The 21501-nt window shown below is 45.9% G+C and carries 35 protein-coding genes; 26 read left to right on the forward strand and 9 right to left on the reverse strand.

Features of this window, described 5'->3' with window-relative positions; genetic code table 11:
- The first annotated feature begins 12 nt into the window (after positions 1-12).
- From rplB to rplQ, 24 genes are all read left to right on the forward strand, one after another.
- Positions 13-837 carry a 50S ribosomal protein L2 gene (gene rplB, locus AACV32_RS01230; RefSeq protein WP_013855922.1) on the forward strand — a complete coding sequence of 275 codons (825 nt, stop codon included), beginning with the start codon at positions 13-15 and terminating at the stop codon, positions 835-837.
- Between the two features lie 20 nt (positions 838-857).
- Positions 858-1136 (forward strand): 30S ribosomal protein S19, encoded by a 279-nt coding sequence (rpsS, locus tag AACV32_RS01235; RefSeq protein ID WP_010318762.1) that lies wholly within the window; start codon positions 858-860, stop codon positions 1134-1136.
- 10 nt (positions 1137-1146) lie between these two features.
- Entirely contained in the window at positions 1147-1479 is a 333-nt protein-coding gene (gene rplV, locus AACV32_RS01240) for a 50S ribosomal protein L22 (protein WP_026027327.1), read from the forward strand.
- 19 nt (positions 1480-1498) lie between these two features.
- Positions 1499-2197 carry a 30S ribosomal protein S3 gene (gene rpsC, locus AACV32_RS01245; RefSeq protein ID WP_010318764.1) on the forward strand — a complete coding sequence of 233 codons (699 nt, stop codon included), beginning with the start codon at positions 1499-1501 and terminating at the stop codon, positions 2195-2197.
- Between the two features lie 11 nt (positions 2198-2208).
- Complete coding sequence (rplP, locus tag AACV32_RS01250; protein ID WP_010318765.1) at positions 2209-2619, forward strand: 50S ribosomal protein L16; 411 nt, start codon at positions 2209-2211, stop codon at positions 2617-2619.
- Complete coding sequence (gene rpmC, locus AACV32_RS01255) at positions 2619-2810, forward strand: 50S ribosomal protein L29 (protein WP_010318766.1); 192 nt, start codon at positions 2619-2621, stop codon at positions 2808-2810. The genes rplP and rpmC overlap by 1 nt, the downstream gene beginning before the upstream one ends.
- Positions 2810-3064 (forward strand): 30S ribosomal protein S17, encoded by a 255-nt coding sequence (rpsQ, locus tag AACV32_RS01260; RefSeq protein ID WP_013855925.1) that lies wholly within the window; start codon positions 2810-2812, stop codon positions 3062-3064. The genes rpmC and rpsQ overlap by 1 nt, the downstream gene beginning before the upstream one ends.
- A gap of 160 nt (positions 3065-3224) precedes the next feature.
- A complete protein-coding gene (gene rplN, locus AACV32_RS01265; protein WP_010318768.1) occupies positions 3225-3596 on the forward strand; it encodes a 50S ribosomal protein L14 in 372 nt (123 codons plus the stop codon).
- A 12-nt stretch (positions 3597-3608) separates the two neighbouring features.
- Positions 3609-3926: a 50S ribosomal protein L24 gene (gene rplX / locus AACV32_RS01270; RefSeq protein WP_010318769.1), complete on the forward strand. Its 318-nt coding sequence runs from the start codon at positions 3609-3611 to the stop codon at positions 3924-3926.
- Positions 3927-3950: 24 nt separating this feature from the next.
- Positions 3951-4490 (forward strand): 50S ribosomal protein L5, encoded by a 540-nt coding sequence (gene rplE, locus AACV32_RS01275; protein ID WP_010318770.1) that lies wholly within the window; start codon positions 3951-3953, stop codon positions 4488-4490.
- A gap of 17 nt (positions 4491-4507) precedes the next feature.
- Positions 4508-4813: a 30S ribosomal protein S14 gene (gene rpsN / locus AACV32_RS01280; protein WP_010318771.1), complete on the forward strand. Its 306-nt coding sequence runs from the start codon at positions 4508-4510 to the stop codon at positions 4811-4813.
- Between the two features lie 29 nt (positions 4814-4842).
- Positions 4843-5235: a 30S ribosomal protein S8 gene (gene rpsH, locus AACV32_RS01285; protein ID WP_010318772.1), complete on the forward strand. Its 393-nt coding sequence runs from the start codon at positions 4843-4845 to the stop codon at positions 5233-5235.
- Between the two features lie 10 nt (positions 5236-5245).
- On the forward strand, positions 5246-5779 hold the full coding sequence (gene rplF, locus AACV32_RS01290) for a 50S ribosomal protein L6 (RefSeq protein ID WP_010318773.1): 534 nt from the start codon (positions 5246-5248) through the stop codon (positions 5777-5779).
- A gap of 9 nt (positions 5780-5788) precedes the next feature.
- Positions 5789-6142, forward strand: a complete 354-nt coding sequence (gene rplR, locus AACV32_RS01295; RefSeq protein WP_013855926.1) for a 50S ribosomal protein L18 — start codon at positions 5789-5791, stop codon at positions 6140-6142.
- 14 nt (positions 6143-6156) lie between these two features.
- Positions 6157-6657 carry a 30S ribosomal protein S5 gene (gene rpsE / locus AACV32_RS01300; protein WP_010318775.1) on the forward strand — a complete coding sequence of 167 codons (501 nt, stop codon included), beginning with the start codon at positions 6157-6159 and terminating at the stop codon, positions 6655-6657.
- A gap of 5 nt (positions 6658-6662) precedes the next feature.
- Positions 6663-6839, forward strand: coding sequence for a 50S ribosomal protein L30 (gene rpmD / locus AACV32_RS01305; protein WP_004398455.1), 177 nt, complete (start codon positions 6663-6665; stop codon positions 6837-6839).
- 5 nt (positions 6840-6844) lie between these two features.
- Entirely contained in the window at positions 6845-7279 is a 435-nt protein-coding gene (rplO, locus tag AACV32_RS01310; RefSeq protein WP_010318777.1) for a 50S ribosomal protein L15, read from the forward strand.
- Between the two features lie 20 nt (positions 7280-7299).
- A complete protein-coding gene (gene secY, locus AACV32_RS01315) occupies positions 7300-8634 on the forward strand; it encodes a preprotein translocase subunit SecY (protein ID WP_017046739.1) in 1335 nt (444 codons plus the stop codon).
- Positions 8635-8661: 27 nt separating this feature from the next.
- Positions 8662-8775 carry a 50S ribosomal protein L36 gene (rpmJ, locus tag AACV32_RS01320; RefSeq protein WP_000868186.1) on the forward strand — a complete coding sequence of 38 codons (114 nt, stop codon included), beginning with the start codon at positions 8662-8664 and terminating at the stop codon, positions 8773-8775.
- A 147-nt stretch (positions 8776-8922) separates the two neighbouring features.
- Complete coding sequence (rpsM, locus tag AACV32_RS01325; RefSeq protein ID WP_010318779.1) at positions 8923-9279, forward strand: 30S ribosomal protein S13; 357 nt, start codon at positions 8923-8925, stop codon at positions 9277-9279.
- Positions 9280-9299: 20 nt separating this feature from the next.
- Complete coding sequence (gene rpsK, locus AACV32_RS01330) at positions 9300-9689, forward strand: 30S ribosomal protein S11 (RefSeq protein WP_001118870.1); 390 nt, start codon at positions 9300-9302, stop codon at positions 9687-9689.
- 27 nt (positions 9690-9716) lie between these two features.
- The gene (rpsD, locus tag AACV32_RS01335) at positions 9717-10337 is read left to right on the forward strand and encodes a 30S ribosomal protein S4 (protein WP_013855928.1); all 621 of its coding nucleotides are present in this window, start codon (positions 9717-9719) and stop codon (positions 10335-10337) included.
- Positions 10338-10360: 23 nt separating this feature from the next.
- Positions 10361-11353, forward strand: a complete 993-nt coding sequence (locus AACV32_RS01340; RefSeq protein ID WP_010318781.1) for a DNA-directed RNA polymerase subunit alpha — start codon at positions 10361-10363, stop codon at positions 11351-11353.
- A 26-nt stretch (positions 11354-11379) separates the two neighbouring features.
- Complete coding sequence (gene rplQ / locus AACV32_RS01345; RefSeq protein ID WP_017042856.1) at positions 11380-11766, forward strand: 50S ribosomal protein L17; 387 nt, start codon at positions 11380-11382, stop codon at positions 11764-11766.
- A gap of 180 nt (positions 11767-11946) precedes the next feature.
- On the opposite strand, the gene AACV32_RS01350 is transcribed toward rplQ, so the two are convergent.
- Positions 11947-12567 carry an FKBP-type peptidyl-prolyl cis-trans isomerase gene (locus AACV32_RS01350; RefSeq protein WP_017049195.1) on the reverse strand — a complete coding sequence of 207 codons (621 nt, stop codon included), beginning with the start codon at positions 12565-12567 and terminating at the stop codon, positions 11947-11949.
- A 235-nt stretch (positions 12568-12802) separates the two neighbouring features.
- Here AACV32_RS01350 and AACV32_RS01355 point away from each other — a divergent pair, with 235 nt between their 5' ends.
- Positions 12803-13366: a LysM-like peptidoglycan-binding domain-containing protein gene (locus AACV32_RS01355; protein ID WP_026028414.1), complete on the forward strand. Its 564-nt coding sequence runs from the start codon at positions 12803-12805 to the stop codon at positions 13364-13366.
- 23 nt (positions 13367-13389) lie between these two features.
- On the opposite strand, the gene AACV32_RS01360 is transcribed toward AACV32_RS01355, so the two are convergent.
- Positions 13390-13842 carry a GNAT family N-acetyltransferase gene (locus AACV32_RS01360; protein WP_017049193.1) on the reverse strand — a complete coding sequence of 151 codons (453 nt, stop codon included), beginning with the start codon at positions 13840-13842 and terminating at the stop codon, positions 13390-13392.
- A gap of 177 nt (positions 13843-14019) precedes the next feature.
- Between AACV32_RS01360 and dbpA the strand changes: the two genes are divergently transcribed.
- Complete coding sequence (gene dbpA / locus AACV32_RS01365; RefSeq protein WP_017042859.1) at positions 14020-15405, forward strand: ATP-dependent RNA helicase DbpA; 1386 nt, start codon at positions 14020-14022, stop codon at positions 15403-15405.
- A 50-nt stretch (positions 15406-15455) separates the two neighbouring features.
- Here dbpA and AACV32_RS01370 read toward each other — a convergent pair whose 3' ends face one another.
- The 7 genes from AACV32_RS01370 to AACV32_RS01400 are packed head-to-tail and all read right to left on the reverse strand — an operon-like array spanning position 15456 to position 21211.
- Positions 15456-17225 (reverse strand): lysophospholipid acyltransferase family protein, encoded by a 1770-nt coding sequence (locus AACV32_RS01370; protein WP_170895585.1) that lies wholly within the window; start codon positions 17223-17225, stop codon positions 15456-15458.
- A gap of 2 nt (positions 17226-17227) precedes the next feature.
- Complete coding sequence (locus AACV32_RS01375) at positions 17228-17680, reverse strand: hypothetical protein (RefSeq protein ID WP_013855934.1); 453 nt, start codon at positions 17678-17680, stop codon at positions 17228-17230.
- Between the two features lie 13 nt (positions 17681-17693).
- Complete coding sequence (locus tag AACV32_RS01380; RefSeq protein ID WP_017049191.1) at positions 17694-18131, reverse strand: YHS domain-containing (seleno)protein; 438 nt, start codon at positions 18129-18131, stop codon at positions 17694-17696.
- A gap of 10 nt (positions 18132-18141) precedes the next feature.
- Entirely contained in the window at positions 18142-18909 is a 768-nt protein-coding gene (locus tag AACV32_RS01385) for an NRDE family protein (protein ID WP_170895586.1), read from the reverse strand.
- 4 nt (positions 18910-18913) lie between these two features.
- Entirely contained in the window at positions 18914-19459 is a 546-nt protein-coding gene (locus AACV32_RS01390) for a hypothetical protein (RefSeq protein WP_170895587.1), read from the reverse strand.
- 34 nt (positions 19460-19493) lie between these two features.
- Positions 19494-20627, reverse strand: a complete 1134-nt coding sequence (locus AACV32_RS01395) for a hypothetical protein (protein ID WP_017049188.1) — start codon at positions 20625-20627, stop codon at positions 19494-19496.
- Positions 20624-21211 (reverse strand): DedA family protein, encoded by a 588-nt coding sequence (locus tag AACV32_RS01400; protein WP_017049187.1) that lies wholly within the window; start codon positions 21209-21211, stop codon positions 20624-20626. The genes AACV32_RS01395 and AACV32_RS01400 overlap by 4 nt, the downstream gene beginning before the upstream one ends.
- Between the last annotated feature and the right edge of the window lie 290 nt (positions 21212-21501).

Below are 21501 nucleotides of genomic sequence, written 5' to 3' on the forward strand. Positions count from 1 at the left end.
AGTAGTTGAATAATGGCTATTGTTAAATGTAAGCCGACTTCCCCTGGTCGTCGTCACGTCGTTAAAGTTGTTAACGCTGACCTACACAAGGGTAAGCCATACGCACCTCTTCTAGAGAAAAACTCTAAGAATGGTGGTCGTAACAACAACGGTCGTATCACAGTACGTCATATCGGTGGTGGTCATAAGCAACACTATCGTTTGGTTGACTTCAAACGTACTAAAGATGGCATCCCAGCGAAAGTTGAGCGTCTAGAATACGATCCAAACCGTAGCGCAAATATCGCTCTAGTTCTGTACGCAGACGGCGAGCGTCGTTACATTATCGCACCTAAAGGTGTTCAAGCTGGTGATACAATCCAGTCTGGTGTTGATGCGCCAATTAAAGCAGGTAACACTCTGCCAATGCGCAACATCCCAGTGGGTTCTACTATTCACTGTGTTGAACTTAAGCCTGGTAAAGGTGCACAGCTAGCTCGTTCGGCTGGTGCATATGCTCAACTTGTCGCTCGCGACGGTACTTATGCAACTATCCGCCTACGTTCTGGTGAAATGCGCAAAGTACTTTCTGAAGGCCGTGCAACAATCGGTGAAGTTGGTAACTCTGAGCACATGCTACGTGAACTAGGTAAAGCTGGTGCTTCACGCTGGCGCGGCGTACGTCCAACTGTACGTGGTGTAGTAATGAACCCGGTTGACCACCCACACGGTGGTGGTGAAGGCCGCACTTCTGGTGGTCGTCACCCAGTATCTCCTTGGGGTATGCCTACTAAGGGCTTCAAGACTCGTAGCAACAAACGCACCGACAAGTACATCGTACGTCGTCGTAATAAGTAATCTATATAAGAGGATAAGCCATGCCACGTTCTCTCAAGAAAGGTCCATTTATTGACCTACACTTGCTGAAGAAGGTAGAGAAAGCGGTGGAAAGCGGAGACAAAAAGCCTATTAAGACTTGGTCCCGTCGTTCAATGATCATTCCATCAATGATTGGTTTGACCATCGCTGTCCATAATGGTCGTCAGCACGTTCCAGTATTTGTCACTGATGAAATGATCGGTCACAAACTGGGCGAATTCGCACCAACTCGTACTTACCGTGGTCACGCTGCGGATAAGAAAGCTAAGAAGCGCTAAGGAGTAAATGATGGAAGCTATTGCTAAACATAACTTTGCTCGCATTTCTCCTCAGAAAGCTCGCTTAGTTGCAGATCTAATCCGTGGTAAATCTGTGGATCAGGCTCTTGAAATCCTAACTTTCAGCAACAAAAAAGCGGCTGTATTAGTTAAGAAAGTTCTAGAGTCAGCTATCGCTAACGCAGAACACAACGAAGGTGCAGATATCGACGATCTTAATGTCGCTAAAATCTTCGTAGATGAGGGCCCGGTCATGAAGCGTATTATGCCTCGTGCAAAAGGCCGTGCGGATCGTATCTTGAAGCGTTCAAGCCACATCACTGTTGTTGTAGCAGACCGCTAAGAGACTAGGAGAGTAAGCAATGGGTCAGAAAGTACATCCTAATGGTATTCGTCTTGGCATCGTTAAGCCTTGGAATGCTACATGGTTTGCTAACACCAAAGATTTCGCTGACAACCTAGACGGCGACTTCAAGGTACGTCAGTTCCTTACTAAGGAACTTTCAAAAGCGTCTCTATCACGCATCGTTATCGAGCGTCCTGCTAAGAGCATTCGTGTGACTATCCACACTGCTCGCCCAGGCGTTGTTATCGGTAAGAAAGGTGAAGACGTTGAGAAGCTACGCGCAGCTGTAGCTAAAATTGCAGGTGTACCAGCGCAAATTAACATCGCTGAAGTACGTAAGCCTGAGCTAGACGGCCAATTAGTGGCTGATAGCATCGCGTCTCAACTAGAGCGTCGCGTTATGTTCCGTCGTGCTATGAAGCGTGCGGTACAAAATGCTATGCGTCTAGGCGCTAAAGGTATCAAAGTGGAAGTAAGCGGTCGTCTTGGCGGCGCTGAAATTGCACGTTCTGAGTGGTACCGTGAAGGCCGTGTGCCTCTACACACTCTACGTGCTGACATTGATTACGCAACTTCTTCGGCTCACACTCAATACGGTGTGATCGGCGTTAAAGTTTGGATCTTCAAGGGTGAAATCCTTGGTGGTATGCCAGCTGCAAACGCTGTTGAGCCAAAGGCTGACAAGCCTAAGAAGCAGCGTAAAGGCCGTAAGTAAGGAGTCGACTGATGCTACAACCTAAACGCACTAAGTTCCGTAAGGTTCATACTGGTCGCAACCGCGGTCTAGCTAAAGGTACTGACGTAAGCTTCGGTACATTTGGTCTTAAAGCCGTTGGACGTGGTCGTCTAACTGCTCGTCAGATCGAAGCGGCACGTCGTGCAATGACACGTCACGTTAAGCGTCAAGGTAAAATCTGGATCCGTGTGTTCCCAGATAAGCCAATCACTGAAAAACCACTAGAAGTTCGTCAAGGTAAGGGTAAAGGTAACGTTGAGTACTGGGTAGCCCAAATCCAACCTGGTAAGGTTATGTACGAAATGGACGGTGTACCTGAAGAATTGGCACGTGAAGCGTTCCGCCTAGCGGCTCGTAAACTGCCATTCAAAACTACATTCGTAATTAAACAGGTGATGTGATGAAAGCACTAGATCTACGCGCAAAAAGCGCTGAAGAGCTTAACGCTGAGCTACTGAATTTGCTACGTGAACAGTTCAACTTGCGCATGCAAGCTGCAACTGGTCAACTACAGCAAACTCATACTTTGAAAGCTGTACGCCGTGATATCGCACGCGTTAAAACTGTTTTGACTGAGAAGGCAGGCGAATAATGAGCGACAAAATTCGTACTCAACTAGGTCGTGTTATTAGTGACAAGATGGATAAATCTATCACTGTTGCTATCGAGCGCATGGTGAAACACCCAATTTACGGTAAATTCGTAAAGCGTACGACTAAAGTACACGCACATGACGAAAACAACGAGTGTGGCCTAGGCGATACCGTTGAGATTCGTGAGTGTCGTCCTCTGTCTAAGACTAAGTCTTGGACATTGGTTAAAGTTATAGAAAAAGCGAAGATGTAATCATCGTTATTCTATGATTTTAAACGGCTCCAAAGTTTTTTTGGAGCCGTTTATTTTTTGTCTACCCAATCTTAGGAAAGGGTGGTACAATTCGCGTCCCTTTTAAAGAGGCAGCCCGACCCGAGAGGGTCTAGTTTTAATATTTAGCGGAGCACTAACAATGATCCAAATGCAAAGTACACTTGATGCAGCTGATAACTCAGGCGCGCGCAAGGTAATGTGTATTAAGGTTCTGGGTGGCTCTCACCGCCGTTATGCACATATCGGTGACATCATCAAAGTTACAGTGAAGGAAGCAATTCCTCGCGGTAAAGTTAAAAAAGGTGATGTACTGAAGGCGGTGGTAGTTCGCACCCGTAAAGGCGTACGTCGTCCAGACGGTTCTGTCATTCGCTTCGACCGTAATGCTTGCGTATTGTTGAACAATAATACAGAGCAACCTATCGGTACACGTATCTTTGGTCCAGTGACTCGTGAACTTCGCAATGCGAAATTTATGAAAATCGTGTCACTAGCACCTGAAGTTCTGTAAGGAGCGGCACACATGGCAGCTAAAATCCGTCGTAATGACGAAGTAATCGTTCTTGCTGGTAAAGATAAAGGCAAGAAAGGTAAAGTAACTAAGGTTCTCGTAACTGGTAAAGTTATCGTTGAAGGTATCAACCTTGTTAAGAAACACCAAAAGCCGGTTCCGGCTCTAGGTCAACAAGGTGGCATCGTTGAACAAGAAGCAGCTATTGATGCTTCTAACGTTGCAATCTTTAACGCAGCAACTGGTAAAGCGGACCGTATCGGTTTCCGTTTTGAAGACGGCAAAAAAGTTCGTTTCTTCAAATCTAACGGTGAAATCGTTTCTAACTAATTAGAAGTAATTTGGAGTTCTACTATGGCGAAACTGCATGATTACTACAAGTCGTCTGTAGTGACTGAACTGACCAAACAGTTCGGTTACACAAGCGTCATGCAAGTCCCTAGGATTGATAAAATCACCCTAAACATGGGCGTTGGTGAAGCTATCAACGATAAGAAACTATTAGAAAATGCAGCAGCTGATATGGCTACGATCTCTGGTCAAAAACCACTGATCACTAAAGCTCGTAAATCTGTTGCAGGTTTCAAAATTCGTGAAGGCTACCCAATTGGTTGTAAAGTAACCTTGCGTGGCGAACGTATGTGGGATTTTTTAGAGCGTTTAATCTCTATTGCACTTCCACGTGTACGTGACTTCCGTGGTGTTAGCGCTAAGTCTTTTGACGGACGCGGTAACTACAGCATGGGCGTTCGCGAGCAAATCATCTTCCCAGAAATCGACTACGATAAAGTCGATCGTGTACGCGGTCTTGATATCACTATCACGACTTCTGCTGGTACCGATGAGGAAGGCCGTGCTCTGCTGGCTGCCTTTAACTTCCCATTCCGTAAGTAAGGTGAAGGGTTACTGTTATGGCTAAACAATCAATGAAAGCACGTGAAGTAAAACGTGCAAAGCTAGTAGCTAAGTTCGCAGAAAAGCGTGCGATGCTAAAAGCTACCATCAGCGATGTAAACGCATCTGAAGAAGATCGTTGGAACGCAGTTCTTAAACTGCAAGCTCTTCCACGTGATTCAAGTGCTTCACGTCAGCGCAACCGTTGCAACCAAACTGGTCGTCCACACGGTTTCCTACGTAAGTTCGGTCTAAGCCGCATCAAAGTTCGCGAAGCTTGCATGAAAGGCGAGATTCCTGGACTTCGTAAGGCTAGCTGGTAATTGCCACTTAATCATTTGGAGTAAATCTTATGAGCATGCAAGATCCGATTTCGGATATGCTGACCCGCATTCGTAACGGTCAGGCAGCAAATAAAGTTGCTGTAAAAATGCCTTCTTCAAAGCTTAAAGTTGCAATTGCTGCACTGCTAAAAGCTGAAGGTTATATCGCAGATTTCGCTGTTGAAGGCGAAGTAAAACCTGAGCTAGAAGTTACTCTTAAGTACTTCCAAGCTAAACCAGTAATCGAGCAAATCCAACGTGTTTCACGTCCTGGTCTACGCGTTTATAAGAAAAAAGACGCGTTACCAACAGTGATGGGCGGTATGGGTGTTGCTGTGGTGTCCACTTCCAAGGGTCTGATGTCTGACCGTGCTGCTCGCAAAGCAGGTCTTGGCGGTGAAATCATTTGCTACGTAGCGTAAGGAGTAGGATATGTCTCGTGTTGCTAAAGCACCTGTCGCTATTCCAGCTGGCGTAGAGGTGAAACTAAACGGCCAAGAAATCACTGTAAAAGGTGGTAAAGGTGAGCTGACTCGCGTCCTGAATAAAGGCGTAGTTATTGCACAGGAAGAAAACAACCTTACTTTCGGTCCTCGTGAAGGTGTTGCTAACGCTTGGGCACAAGCAGGTACTGCTCGTGCACTAGTAAACAACATGGTTGTTGGTGTTACTGCAGGCTTTACTAAGAAGCTTGTTCTTAAAGGTGTTGGTTACCGTGCTGCTATTAAAGGCAACTCAGTAAGTCTTACTTTAGGCTTCTCACACCCTGTAGAGCATGAACTACCAGCGGGTATCAATGCTGAATGTCCTAGCCAAACTGAAATTGTCCTAACTGGTTGCGATAAGCAAGTAGTGGGTCAAGTTGCGGCTGACATCCGTTCTTACCGTGAGCCAGAACCTTATAAAGGTAAAGGCGTCCGTTACGCAGATGAAAATGTGCGTAGTAAAGAAGCTAAGAAGAAGTAAGGTAACACTATGGATAAGAAAGCATCTCGCATCCGTCGTGCTACACGCGCACGTCGTAAGATTGCTGAACTGGGTGCAACTCGCCTAGTAGTACACCGTACTCCTCGTCACGTGTACGCTCAGGTTATCGCATCAAACGGCTCTGAGGTTATCGCAGCAGCTTCTACTGTAGAAAAAGCGATCCGTGAGCTAGTTAAGAACACCGGTAACGTAGACGCAGCTAAAGCGGTAGGTAAAGCTATTGCAGAACGCGCTCTTGAAAAAGGCGTATCAGCTGTTGCGTTTGATCGTTCTGGTTTCCAATACCACGGTCGAGTAGCGGCGCTAGCAGAATCTGCTCGCGAAGCTGGTCTGAAATTCTAAGGTAGGGTTGGAAGATGGCTAAAGAACAACAACAAGCTAGTGATTTGCAAGAAAAATTAATCGCAGTTAACCGTGTTTCTAAAACGGTTAAAGGTGGTCGAATCATGAGCTTTACTGCACTAACTGTAGTTGGTGACGGTAATGGTCGCGTAGGTTTCGGATACGGCAAAGCTCGTGAAGTACCTGCAGCGATTCAAAAAGCAATGGAAAAAGCGCGTCGTAACATGGTTACTATCGCTCTTAACGAAGGCACTCTTCACCACGCGGTGAAAGGTCGTCACTCGGGCTCTAAAGTTTACATGCAGCCAGCTGCAGAAGGTACAGGTGTTATCGCCGGTGGTGCGATGCGTGCTGTACTAGAAGTTGCCGGTGTACATAACGTACTTGCGAAAGCGTACGGTTCTACTAACCCAATCAACGTTGTTCGTGCAACAGTTGCTGGTCTAGTAGATGTGAAGTCACCAGAAATGGTTGCAGCTAAACGTGGTCTCACTGTTGAAGCGATTTCGGAGTAAGCACCATGGCAACTATTAAAGTAACTCAAACTAAAAGCTCAATTGGTCGTCTACCAAAGCACAAAGCTACTTTGCGTGGTCTAGGCCTTCGTCGTATCAACCATACAGTAGAACTTGAAGATACACCGTGTGTACGCGGTATGATCAACAAGGTTTACTACATGGTTAAAGTTGAGGAGTAATCAGAATGCGTTTGAATACTCTATCACCGGCTGCTGGTTCTAAGCACGCTCCTAAGCGTCTAGGCCGTGGTATCGGTTCTGGCCTTGGTAAAACAGGTGGCCGCGGTCACAAAGGTCAAAAGTCACGTTCTGGCGGTACAGTTCGTCCAGGTTTTGAAGGCGGTCAAATGCCTCTAAAACAACGTCTACCTAAATTCGGTTTCACTTCTCGTAAGAGCCTAGTGTCTGCTGAAATTCGTCTAGCTGAGCTAGCGAAAGTTACGGGTGACGTGGTCGATCTAAACAGCTTGAAAGCAGCTAACCTAATCACTAAGAACATCGAAAATGTTAAAGTTGTTCTTTCTGGTGAGATTAGCAAAGCAGTGACTGTGAAAGGTCTTCGCGTGACTAAAGGCGCTAAAGCTGCAATCGAAGCTGCAGGCGGTAAAATCGAGGAATAATCTCGAGGAACGAGGTACAGATGGCTAAGAAACCAGGACAAGATTTTCGTAGTGCTCAGAGCGGCTTAAGTGAGCTAAAGTCGCGCTTATTATTCGTAATTGGTGCACTTTTAGTATTCCGAGCCGGTTCTTTTGTGCCGATTCCTGGTATTGACGCAGCTGTACTTGCCGATTTGTTCGAACAGCAAAAAGGTACCATCGTTGAAATGTTTAACATGTTCTCCGGTGGTGCTCTTTCGCGTGCATCTATCTTAGCATTGGGCATCATGCCGTATATTTCGGCGTCAATTGTTGTCCAATTGCTAACTGTAGTTCATCCAGCGTTAGCCGAACTCAAGAAAGAGGGTGAGGCAGGGCGTCGTAAGATTAGCCAATATACGCGTTATGGCACGCTTGTACTTGCAATATTCCAAGCTATTGGTATCGCAACAGGCTTACCAAACATGGTCAACAATCTGGTTGTTATCGACCAAACCATGTTTACCCTGATTGCTACCGTGAGTTTAGTAACTGGCACCATGTTCTTAATGTGGTTAGGTGAACAAATTACTGAGCGTGGAATAGGAAATGGTATTTCCATTTTGATTTTTGCAGGTATTGTTGCTGGATTGCCTTCGGCAATCGGACAAACGATTGAGCAAGCGCGTCAAGGTGAATTGCATGTGCTTCTTCTGTTGTTAATTGCGGTACTTTCTTTTGCTGTGATTTATTTCGTTGTTTTCATGGAACGTGGTCAGCGTCGTATTGTCGTTAACTATGCAAAGCGTCAACAAGGTCGTAAAGTGTTTGCAGCGCAAAGTACTCACTTGCCATTGAAAATTAATATGGCGGGTGTAATACCTGCAATTTTTGCATCGAGTATTATTTTGTTCCCAGGAACATTAGCTCAGTGGTTTGGTCAAAATGGTGAGAGCAGCACATTCGGTTGGTTAACTGATGTGTCTTTGGCTCTTAGCCCGGGTCAACCTCTGTACGTTATGCTTTATGCAGCAGCGATTATTTTCTTCTGTTTCTTTTACACAGCGTTGGTGTTTAACCCTCGTGAAACAGCGGATAACTTGAAGAAGTCCGGTGCGTTCGTACCCGGCATCCGCCCAGGTGAGCAGACAGCGAGATACATTGATAAAGTAATGACCAGACTAACCTTAGCGGGTGCTCTCTATATTACCTTTATCTGTCTGATTCCCGAGTTCATGATGGTCGCGTGGAACGTACGTTTCTACTTCGGCGGCACATCACTACTTATCGTAGTGGTTGTGATTATGGACTTTATGGCACAGGTACAGACTCATATGATGTCCCAACAGTATGATTCTGTGTTGAAAAAAGCAAATCTGAAGGGCTACGGCCGTTAATTCAGATTTCACTTACGGAGTTTAGCAATGAAAGTTCGTGCTTCCGTTAAAAAAATCTGTCGTAACTGTAAAGTAATCAAGCGTAACGGCGTCGTTCGCGTGATTTGCAGTGAGCCAAAGCACAAGCAGCGCCAAGGCTAATTAGCAGAAATTTTTACTTGAAATATAAAGGTCGGTCGAGTATATTCCTCGGCCTACCTTTTGTGTGCAAAAGAAGTAGTATGCCGCAGCGTATCCTCGACGGGCTTTGCTGCGGATAATTTCTTATATAAGTACTAGGAGTGAATAGTGGCCCGTATAGCAGGCATTAACATTCCTGATCAGAAGCATGCTGTAATTGCATTAACTGCAATCTACGGCATCGGCAAGACCCGTTCGAAAGCTATCTTAGCTGATTTGGGTATTGCTGAAAGTGTTAAGATCAGTGAACTAACTGAAGAGCAGATCGATCTACTGCGTGATGGTGTAGCTAAATACACTGTAGAGGGTGATCTTCGTCGTGAAGTTTCCATGAACATCAAGCGTCTTATGGACCTTGGCTGTTACCGTGGTCTTCGTCATCGTCGCAGTCTACCACTACGTGGACAGCGTACTAAAACCAACGCTCGTACCCGTAAGGGTCCGCGTAAACCGATCAAGAAATAGTCGGAAGGGTATAGAGTACAATGGCAAAACAACCAACTCGCGCACGTAAGCGTGTACGCAAGCAAGTTGCTGATGGCGTAGCGCACATCCATGCATCTTTCAATAACACAATCGTAACTATCACAGACCGTCAAGGTAATGCTCTAGCTTGGGCAACTGCTGGTGGTTCTGGTTTCCGCGGTTCTCGTAAGTCTACTCCGTTCGCTGCACAGGTTGCTGCTGAGCGTTGTGCTGAAATGGCTAAAGAATACGGCCTTAAGAACCTAGAGGTTATGGTTAAGGGTCCAGGTCCAGGTCGTGAATCAACTGTTCGCGCACTGAACGCTGCTGGTTTCCGTATCACTAACATTGTTGATGCGACACCAATCCCTCATAACGGTTGTCGTCCACCTAAGAAACGCCGCGTATAACGTTTCTAGGAAGATTGGAGAAAGATCATGGCAAGATATTTGGGTCCTAAGCTGAAGCTTAGCCGCCGCGAAGGTACTGACTTGTTCCTTAAGTCAGGCATTCGTGCGATTGATACCAAGTGTAAAATTGACAACGCACCAGGTGTACACGGCGCTCGTCGCGGTCGTCTATCTGAGTACGGTGTTCAGCTTCGTGAGAAGCAAAAAGTTCGTCGTATTTATGGCGTTCTAGAAAAACAATTCCGTAACTACTACAAAGAAGCTGCACGTCTTAAAGGCAATACTGGTGAAAACCTACTTCAGCTTCTTGAAGGTCGTCTTGATAACGTAGTTTACCGCATGGGCTTTGGCGCTACTCGCGCAGAAGCACGTCAGCTAGTAAGCCACAAAGCTATCCTAGTTAACGGTAAAGTTGTAAACGTTCCTTCTTTCAATGTTGCGGTTAACGACGTTGTTGCAATCCGTGAGAAAGCTAAAAAGCAATCTCGCATTAAAGCAGCTCTAGAAGTTGCTGAACAACGCGAAAAACCAACTTGGATTGAAGTAGATGGCGGCCAAATGGAAGGTACATTCAAGCGTATGCCTGAGCGTTCTGACCTGTCAGCTGACATCAACGAACAATTGATCGTCGAGCTTTACTCTAAGTAAGGTTAAACTAAAGAGAGGACACAATGCAGGGTTCTGTAACAGAATTTCTTAAGCCACGTCTTGTTGATATCGAACAGATTAGCACGACACACGCAAAAGTAACTCTTGAGCCGTTAGAGCGTGGTTTCGGCCATACTCTGGGTAATGCACTTCGCCGTATTCTTCTATCTTCAATGCCAGGTTGTGCTGTAACTGAAGTGGAGATTGAAGGCGTACTACACGAGTACAGCACCAAAGAAGGCATTCAAGAAGATATCCTTGAGATCCTTCTGAACCTAAAAGGTTTGGCTGTTCGCGTTGCCGAAGGCAAAGATGAAGTGTTCATTACGCTGAACAAATCAGGCTCGGGCCCTGTTGTTGCAGGTGACATCACCCATGATGGTGATGTAGAGATCACTAACCCTGAGCACGTGATTTGTCATCTAACGGATGACAACGCTGAGATCGCTATGCGTATCAAAGTAGAACGTGGTCGTGGTTATGTTCCAGCTTCAGCTCGTATCCATACTGAAGAAGATGAGCGTCCAATCGGTCGTCTACTTGTAGATGCTACTTACAGCCCAGTAGACAAAATTGCCTACTCTGTGGAAGCCGCTCGCGTAGAACAACGTACTGATTTAGATAAGCTCGTTATCGATATGGAAACGAACGGTACTCTAGAACCTGAGGAAGCAATCCGTCGTGCAGCAACTATTCTTGCTGAACAATTGGATGCGTTCGTAGATCTTCGTGATGTACGTGTACCTGAGGAGAAGGAAGAGAAGCCAGAATTCGATCCAATCCTACTGCGTCCTGTAGACGATCTTGAACTAACAGTTCGCTCTGCTAACTGTTTGAAAGCAGAAGCGATTCACTACATCGGTGATCTAGTACAGCGCACTGAGGTTGAGCTACTTAAAACGCCAAACCTTGGTAAGAAATCTCTTACAGAGATTAAAGACGTGCTTGCATCACGTGGTCTATCTTTGGGCATGCGCCTAGAGAACTGGCCGCCAGCGTCTATCGCTGAAGATTAATCGATACTAGTTAGAAGGATTAGGTCATGCGCCATCGTAAGAGTGGTCGTCAACTCAACCGCAACAGCAGTCATCGCAAAGCGATGTTCAGCAACATGGCTAGCTCTCTAGTACGTCATGAAGTTATCAAGACTACTTTGCCAAAAGCAAAAGAGCTACGTCGCGTCGTTGAGCCTTTGATTACACTAGCTAAGACTGACAGTGTTGCAAACCGTCGTCTAGCATTTGCTCGCACTCGTGATAACGAAGTTGTGGCAAAACTATTTAACGAACTAGGTCCACGTTTTGCAGCTCGCCAAGGCGGCTACACACGTATCCTAAAGTGCGGTTTCCGTACTGGTGATAAAGCTCCAATGGCATACATTGAGCTTGTCGATCGCCCAGAAGTAGCTGTAGAAGCTGCTGCTGAGTAATCAGTTCGTATAATTAAAAAAGCCGAGTAGTAATACTCGGCTTTTTTGTATGCGTAGATTTTATCTTTGAACACGGGCTAACCAGATAAGTATGCGTAGTGTCGTTTTTGATAGATGCTAAGTAAGAAATACTAATAAAAAAAGGTCAGCGAATGCCAACCTTCTCACTATCAATTCTATTTATAGAATATCGAGTAGCTCTACTTCAAATACTAGAGCTGCAAAAGGAGGAATTGCAGCGCCAGCGCCACGCTCACCGTAGGCAAGATTTTGTGGAATATAGAGTTTCCATTTTGAACCCACAGGCATCAGTTGTAGTGCTTCTACCCAACCTTTGATTACACCTGTTACTGGGAATTCAGCTGGTTGACCGCGAGATACAGAGCTATCAAATACTGTACCGTCAGTCAATTCACCGTGGTAATGAACACGTACTTGCTTGTCAGATGTCGGGATATCCCCCGTACCTTCTGTAAGAATTTCGTACTGTAGACCAGATTCAAGAACGGTCACTTCAGGGCGTAGTGCGTTATCTGTTAAGAATACTTCACCGTCGGCTGCGGCTGCTTTGGCAGCTTCTTGGCGTAGAGATTCCGCACGCATGTGCAACTCTTGCAGTGCATTATTGATTTCATCAATTTCAATTGATGGCATGTCGCCTACTAATGCGGTTGCGATACCTGCGGCGATGGCGTCAACGCTAAGTCCTTCTAGACCACTACCCGCAAGTTGTTGGCCCATTTGTAGACCGATACCGTAGCTTGCTTTTTGCTCTACAGTGTCAAATTTTACTTCAGACATAAACAGTCACTCTTTTTATGTAAATAAACAAGTGCCAAAGGATATCAGTTTCAAGCATGGGATGAAATGCTAATGGGAAATATCCAATATTGAACCTTCAGGTTGTGACAAATCGCAGATCCCAAAGAAAAATGTTCAAGATTGTGTCAACGTTTACGTTATCGCCACCTTGGCTCTATACTGATCCCTCTTGAGTTTTTATACTGTAGCTCGACAGAAAAGGAGACGGGTTAAGATGAATCGTCGTCACAAGAAGAAACCGCAAACTGATTATTTAGCGTTTATCCAACAGAAGTGGCATGCATTCGATTGGCGTGGCCTTATTTTACGTGTTCGCACAGTTTGGCTGGCGCTGCCTAAGCTTCACCAGCGCGCTTTATTAGCGATCGTTCCAGTAGTGTGTTTGCTCATTATTATTCCTTTTCCTGAGCGAACAGAGCAGGTCGCTCTACCGAAAAGTAGTGAGCGTGTGGAAATCAGCATTAATACGGTTGGGTTGAGTGAACAAAAAACGCCTCTACAAACCGATCGTAAATCTGAGTTCTGGCGAGAGTACACGGTTAAAAACGGGGACACTTTGTCGCAGGTTTTTCGGGCAAATGATTTACCGATGTCTGATCTTAATGCCTTAGTCAAAATTGAAGGCAGTGACAAACCGCTCAGCCAAATTACCCAAGGCCAATTAGTTCGCTTCAAACTCGCGGCTGATGGGCAGCTCGATATCCTACAACTTGAGAAAAACGATCAATCAGTGATGTTTTTCAGGCGCTCAGATGGCGGATTTGGCCGTAGTAAATAACACGCTTTGATCAAGGGGGTTACTTACTTGCTGAGCTGCATGTCGATATGCGGGATATCATCTTCTAGATATATCGCCGACGTTTGTTGAAAACCATAACTTTGATAGAAGCTAGCAAGATAGTGCTGTGCACCAATTTCAATATCTTGATTGGGCCACAGCTTCTGGCATTCGGCTAATGCTTGCTGCATTAATTGGTGTCCAAGGCCATTTCCTCTCGCTTCTTTTTGGGTTGCAATGCGACCAATGCTGACACTTGGGTAGCTAATCCCCGCAGGGAGTAAGCGCGCGCAGGCAACAATCTGCTGATTCTGTTCACCAATTAAATGAAAAACACCCGGCTGAATATCCTTATTATCCAATTCAGGGTAAGGACAGGTTTGTTCGACCACAAAGACATCGACGCGCAGTTTAAGTAGCGCATAAAGTTGATGAGTGGTTAATTGTGAGAATGAAAGACAGTGCCAAGTAATCATCGTAGTGCCCCTTTAAAAATGGATGTTGTTACTTTATCAAGCTTAAGTGCATGATTCATTAACAAAGGTTAAGAGTGAGCTACAAACTTGATGAATGATAAATAAAGATTCACTAGCCACACGAGGTTAAATAACGATAATAGGCGTTTAATTTTCGTCTAACGAAAGGACGGTCTCTTGAGTAATCTCTCTTTTTCAACGGTAAATCTACAACCAGAACTTCTTTCTAACCTCGATACTTTGGGATACACCAAGATGACGCCGATTCAGGCGTTAAGCTTGCCAACCATTTTGGCGGGTAAGGATGTGATTGGCCAAGGAAAAACAGGCTCAGGAAAAACAGCAGCGTTTGGTTTAGGCGTATTATCTAACCTCAATGTTAAGCGTTTTCGCGTTCAAGCTTTGGTGCTATGCCCAACGCGGGAGTTAGCCGATCAAGTCGCAACGGATATTCGCACACTCGGCCGCGCCATTCATAATATTAAAGTGCTCACCTTGTGTGGCGGCATGCCAATGGGGCCACAAATTGGTTCGTTAGAGCACGGTGCACATATTTTGGTTGGTACTCCGGGGCGTATTCTTGACCATTTAGACAAAGGTCGTATCGATCTCTCTGAACTCAATACGTTAGTGCTTGATGAAGCGGACCGAATGCTCGAAATGGGTTTCCAAGAAGCGCTGGATGCGATCATCAATGAAACGCCAACCAGCCGTCAAACATTGCTGTTTAGTGCTACGTTCCCAAATCAAATCAAACAAATTGCGCAGCGGATTATGCGTGAGCCTGAAATGGTCAAAGTTGAATCCACCCATGATACGTCCAGCATTCAGCAATATTTTTATAAAGTAGAGGGAACAGAGGCGCGTGATCGCGCGTTAGAACTGCTGCTTTTACACCATCAGCCTGAATCTGCCGTGGTGTTCTGTAATACAAAGAAAGAAGTACAAAGTGTTGCTGAAGATCTACATCACAAGGGCTTTAGTGTGGTGGAACTGCATGGTGATTTAGAGCAGCGTGACCGTGACCAAGCTTTGGTGCAGTTTGCTAATAAAAGTATCTCCATTTTAGTTGCAACCGATGTGGCGGCACGTGGCCTTGATGTCGATAACTTAGATGCGGTATTTAACTTTGAGTTATCACGTGATCCTGAAGTGCACGTGCACCGCATTGGGCGTACTGGCCGAGCGGGCAGTAAAGGTTTAGCTTTTAGTTTCTTCAGTGACAGTGAAATGCACCGAGTGGCGATGATTGATGAATATATGGATATGCCCATCGAACCTGCTAAATTGCCTGATGCCAGTGCGTTAAACAACGCGCCTTATCAAGCCAATATGGTCACTATCCAGATTGATGGCGGTAAAAAGCAGAAAGTACGCCCGGGAGATATTCTAGGGGCGTTGACCAGTAACGACGGTATTGACGGTCAATATGTCGGTAAAATTAACATGTTACCGATGCGCAGCTACGTTGCAGTCCATAAATCGGTGGCGAAAAAAGCACTGAAGAAAATGGAAAGCGGTAAGATGAAAGGACGCCAATTTAGAGCACGCCTTCTAAAATAAGCCCCTTCATTTAGAATTAAAGCCAGCGAACAACTCGCTGGCTTTTGCGTTTATGAGGGCTTTGAACTGAAAGGTGTCGAATCCAAATAAGCGCTGGCCTGCTCCTTACCCATGTATTTTGCCAGTGTATGCAGTGGAACTTGTTTCAAGTTCACCACAATTAAGCCATCTAACGCATTGTTAAACGCGGGGTCGACATTAAAACAGACGAGCTTGCCATTCATCCCTAAATATTGGCGCAGCAATACAGGAAGGCCCTTGCCATTTTCCATTTTTGCTAACACTTTCGACAGCAGAGAAATGCTTGCCAAAGAGGAGAGCAAGTTGGTTTGCCAAAATGTGTTCCCATTGCTCCGTAGTGGAGTGGAAGGTGAAACCAAGGTTGCCTTTTCATGATCATAATGATGAATAGAGAGTGTGGCGGCCATTAATTGTCGCGCGGTGTGGCTGTAATCGTTGCTAATGCTTACTGGGCCAAACAAGTGCGTGTATTGTGGATGACGCGCGACAAACGCAGCAATACCTTTCCACAGCATTAACAGTGAGTTGAGGTTGCGCTGGTATTTCGAGGAAACCACCGAGCGGCCTAGCTCAATACTGGTATCTAGTGTGTTGATGAAGGCTTCATCATACTGAAATAAGCTACGGGAATAGAGCCCTGCTAACCCTTGCTTCGCTATCAGTTCATCCACTAACCCCAATCGATAAGCTCCAACAATTTGACGGTCTTTCTTGTGCCAAACAAAGAGCTGGTAGTAATGGCGATCATACTCATCAAGATCACAAGCTAAGCCGCTTCCTTCACCTACGGCGCGAAAACTCTCTTCACGAATTCGACCAATCTCTTGCAGTATGTGGGGTAACTGCTCGCTTGCGGCGCAATAGACAATCCAATCACCTTGCTCTAAGAGCTTGCTTTCGCTTGGCAGCGCGGCGATATCTTGCTCGAGTTTCTCTGCGGTAAGCGAATCAATAATAGGGAGGGGCGATGTCACTAATTCTGGTGAGGATGGCGTTGCGGAAGGTGTTGCACTCATTAAATAGGTATTGAGACGCAGATAATGAACAATGTCTCGTTCCTGTTCAAATGCTTTCACTTCAGAATAGGGGATGGGATTGCCGATGGAAATCTCAATGTTGTGCGCCTGCTTATTCAGTAGCTCGCGGCCGAGCAATGCCGTTCGCAGTAGTGGATGAATTCGCCCCGCTTGATAAAACAGAGTGCTATTTTTACCATTAATAAAGATCGGGACGGTGGTGGCTTGGGCGCGTTTAACAAATTTGGCGACGGATTGACTCCATTCGATATCCGACAGTGTTTGCGATCCTTTGGGGTAAGTAGATACCTCACCAGCAGGGAAGATAATCAATAAGCCACCTTGAGCCAAATGAAGATTCGCATCTCGAATGGCTTGCGCATTGGTGCTGCGAGCACTTTTGCTATTGAACACATCGACACCGATAAAGAGTTCACTAATTTCAGGCAGGCGCTTTAGCAACTGATTCGCCAGCACTTTAATATCGGTGCGTACTGAACCAATTAAATCGGCTAATATCACCCCTTCAATTGCGCCCAGCGGGTGGTTAGCGACGATCACCACCGGCCCTGTTTGTGGAATGTTATCGATGCTGCCCAAAGCAAGGCGATATTCGATATTGAGTGCCGCTAGCGTGTAGCGCATAAACTCAAAGCAAGAGGGTTTGGCAGGACGCTGCTGATACAGTTTATCCAGTGTTGCAAGCCCAGAGGCCCATTCAACAATCGATTCTGCGACGCCAAATGGGGTGTGCCGCGGTAAACGAAAAGGACTGGCTAGCATAATCACACTCCTTTATTCAGCCACTGGTGCAATAAACCATCACCGTTTTTGAGATCACGTCGCACCAAAAAAGCCGCACACAACCAAACAAGACAAGCCATCGCAAATAGCAGGCCGCTATCATTGCCGACCACTTCTCCTACTTGGTTAAACTCTGGCATCACAATGCCAAGAGGCGTAAATAAATGAAAGAAAATCGCACCACTCATAATGCCGACGCTCATCAGTGCACCAAGGCCATGCCAGCGGCTAAACAGCAAAATAGAGGCTATCAGTTCAGCCGTTCCGATTAAATACCCGCCATATACAGCAAACCAACCGAGGCCAGACCACGCACCTAAGGTGCCAAAAATATAGTTGGTTTCGTAAGAGCCGGAAAACTTAAAGACAAGCGATTGAATAAAAACAAACGCAATCAAGAGTGAGGGGAGATGCTGGCTAGCTTTAAACGTCATGGTGTGGCTCCTACTACTTAATTAAATTGGGCCAATTTTTATCGGCCTGTTGGATGTGCACCGCTTGGTTGGCATCCCATAATGTTTTGATCTTTTTGTCGTAATTGAGATAGAGCTTGCCGTCGACAATCGCCCATTGATTGGGATCTCCCGGAGCAAAATCATTCTTTTCAGAGACGGCCCAAGCGCAGTAGCCGCCATATTGCGGCGCATATTGGTTAGGGTTATTCAGAAACAGTTCAAGGTTCTCTTTTGAAGAAAAATACCACTGCGCATTTTTATAAAGGGTCGAAAAATCGGAGGAGCCTTTTACTGGCTCTCCTTCGGTGAAGTAGGCGACGGTGTCATAGCCACTCAGCGCTTTATTGCTCAGAAAGCTGGTGTAAATTTCATCCTCAGCGAGGCTCACGTTGCTGACAAGTAGTAGTAATAGTCCTAGTAAACGTTTCATTGTTGATTCCTCATAAATTGGCGACCCAAGGCGTGGTTTTGTCGATCTCATCACGCTGCTGGTGGAGTGATGTCTCACTGAGCTGTAAGCAAGGTGAACCTGAGATATAGGTCATATACTGCTGCTGTTGTGTGACGCGTAAATAGGTAAAGCTAACGGTGTGCGCATCTTGACGATGCATACAGGGTGCCCAATGTGGATGGGCGACATGGTGGTGGGCGTGAAACTTTAGTCGCTGTTGCACACTATCTTCCTCGGCGATTAAAGCTTGATAGAGCTGCGAGCGGTAGTGTTGCACCTGTTCTAAATCGACACTGGATGAAAATAGAGGCGATTGCGTCACCGCGATTTGGCTCTGTTCACCATTCCACGCCAGAGCCATTACATTGCCTTGTACATCAGTTAAATTAGGGTCGAAAGCAAGCAAAGTGAATGGTGCAAATTGCTGAAGATTAAGCTGTGTAAACGCTTGGATAACCTTCTCGACACTGACTTGACTGGATAAATGCTTCAGCAATTGACCGCGGCTCACTAAGCGTTCGGCATCGGCTCCTTGGGGGATTTTACCTTGGTAATTATTGAGCAAGCACAAAGCCAAACCGCATTCATTAAGGCTGATCCAACTGCCTCCACCGGCAGGATCAATCGGCATCAACACTTCAACACCAGCTTGCGTGTATTGTTTAGGTGGCAACGCTAATGGGCGGTTTTTTTGTTCATCACGGTTAAAAAACAGATGATAGCCGTGTTTGTCGAGTAACCAAGAAACTGAGCACATGTTATTACCCCCGAATGAAGGAGGCCGTGGCTGGCGCTAAGCCGAAAGCGGCATCGGTTTCTACATGCAGCAAATGAGCGACCACTTTAGCCATCGCAAAATGGTGCTGTGCATGCAAAGTGGCGAAGCTTAGCTCTCGCTCCCATGTTGATGATAAAGAGCACACTTGCGTTTCCTGCAATGAGGTTTCAACAAGTACCGTAACGGATTTTTGGAGTGAGGCCGAGCACTGCGTTAACCATTGAATTAAATACTCAATTTCGGCCAAGGCCGCAGCACGGGACGTCTCAACGAGGTGGCCCCGGCGGCGTTGGTTGTAATCAATAGTGCTAGTTGAGTTAGCCAGCGCATGAAACAGATCTAACCAATGACGAAAATGTTGCCCCACTGAACTGGCGACAATTGGTGTGGCTAAGTGGGTGTAGTGCCTATCTTCTAACTGTTCGAGAAACTGGTGCGCTTGTTCCAGTGTTTCAATGCCGCCTTGGATCACGGGGGCATAATTAGGCTGCGATGCGCTTTGTTGTGAACTTGTGGTGATTGCAAACATATTTCTATCCCTATGATTGTTCTTATGGATAAGGTTAATCCGTGCTTGGGTAGTGTTCGGTTAAGGCCTTTTCTTTGCGCCAAGCGTTCAGCAGTTCAGCCATTTTGGGTGTTTGATGGCCTAACTTTCGCTGCTGCGCGCCAATGTCGAATAAGATTCGGTACTGCCTAAGTAAGGTTGAGAAGATCTCACGCAGCGGTGTTTCTCTATCCCAAATATGAGCGGCTTCACTGCTTGCGCCATTGATTTCCAAAATCGTGAACTGTTCTCCAGCCATCAATTGGTGAATATTGGCAAACTTGATATCGAGCCGCCCATAATGAAACCCGTCAACATTGTTAAAAATCTCATCCAGTTTGTTGGTGAGAGCGCGAGTAATGTAACGGTTACCATTGCGGAAAATCGATCCGCGACTATGGCTGCCCGCAAAGGCGAGTTGAAACTCCAGCCCTGCTTCAAGAACCTGATCGAGCTTCTCAAGGTGGCGAGGAAAATAGAGGTGAGGGAGTTGCCCTGCGCGTGGGCAGCGTTCAATTAACTGCTTTAAAGTGTGAATGCCATCCCCAGTGACAAACGGGGCATACTTAAGTGTGATGGAAATAATGTTGCCTTGAGCCTCACCGGGATAGCGCACATAAAATACGCCAGCTTCAGCTTGATACGGCGCTTTTTGTTGCAGTAAAAAACGGGCATTAATCGGGAATGATTGGATGTAGTCACTCAGTTGTTGTTCATTTTGCAGCAGTTTTACGCCAACGCCGCGGCAGCCTAAATCTGGTTTAGCGACAAGAGGGAAATCCAACGATGCTTGTTGCATTGCAGACAGAGCCTGTGCTGTTTGCTGCTGAGCGGTTTGATGGCTTTTCGTTCGGGTGATAAAGGGCGATATCCACTGCTGAGCGTATTCACCGGCTAGATTAAGAATGTCGTGTTTTGACTCTCCAACCATGCCGCTGAGCTTGATGCCGGGGTTTGCAATTAAGGGTAAGCCCCAGTTGCCATAACGTAGCCCTTGCAGCAGGCTTTGAATCACCACCGGAGTGTAGAAAAACCAACTGGGCAGAAATTCATAAGGAGAAATGCTGCGTTTGGTGTCTTGCTCTAAAAGCGGCATACCCGCGTTGATTTTGCCATGTGCAATGCAAGGTATTTCTAATTTGGCGTTCATGACAATCCTTTAGAAAATGATTTGTTGAGAAGACGATTAGTGAGCATTAATAGCCCAATCGCGATAGGAATAATGATCCATTGATAATGAGAGGGCTGTTGCCAAACCTGACTCCCTAGGTAATAAAGCGTTGAAAAAACGATCAGTGTCCACAGTGCAGTGGCCGTCAGTACGGAGCACAGAAATAGCGCCAATGGAATAGAAAAAAAGCCGCTCAAAGTAAAACCCACCGTTCTTAGGCCGGGGACAAAGCGAATAATAAACAGATTTAAAAAAGTATGATGGTGCAGCTTGCGACGGACGGTTCGAAAATGTTTATTGGTCAGCGCTTGATAACGAAGCGGACGAACGCGTTGTGCCACTTGGCCTAAGTAATACAAACCGAGATCGCCACTGACAATGCCGACAAAAATAGCCAACAACGCCAAGCCAGGGGGCATGAGATTTTGCAAAGCCAGTGTGGCGGCGGTGACAATAGCGACATCCTCTAACAAATAGGAAAGCAAAATTACGCCGATGAATAGTAAAGTCAGTGAATGACTTTCGGCTGTTAGAAAGGTTTGAATGTCGATAGCAAGCGCCACACTTCCTCCTTAGCAAATTATGATCAAGTATAGAATAAGGCGCTGATTGCGCTTTTATTCTCATTACGAGGACAAAGACCTGCCAAAGAATAGAAAAATTGCATATTTGATGATTTTTTATAATTAAATTTAATCAAACTAATGTTTGAAAATTAAACAGAGGTTGTAACGAGCCTTAAATGAAGCGTGGATAGTCAAGAACCATCAAGATCAGAGTTAGGTTTGTCGAGCGGGAAATAAAAAACGCAGCGAAAGGCTGCGTTTGTGGGGTGAAAGCGCCTTAACTCATA

The sequence above is a fragment of the Vibrio sp. B7 genome, from assembly GCF_963888765.1.
Classification (GTDB): Bacteria; Pseudomonadota; Gammaproteobacteria; order Enterobacterales; family Vibrionaceae; genus Vibrio; species Vibrio anguillarum.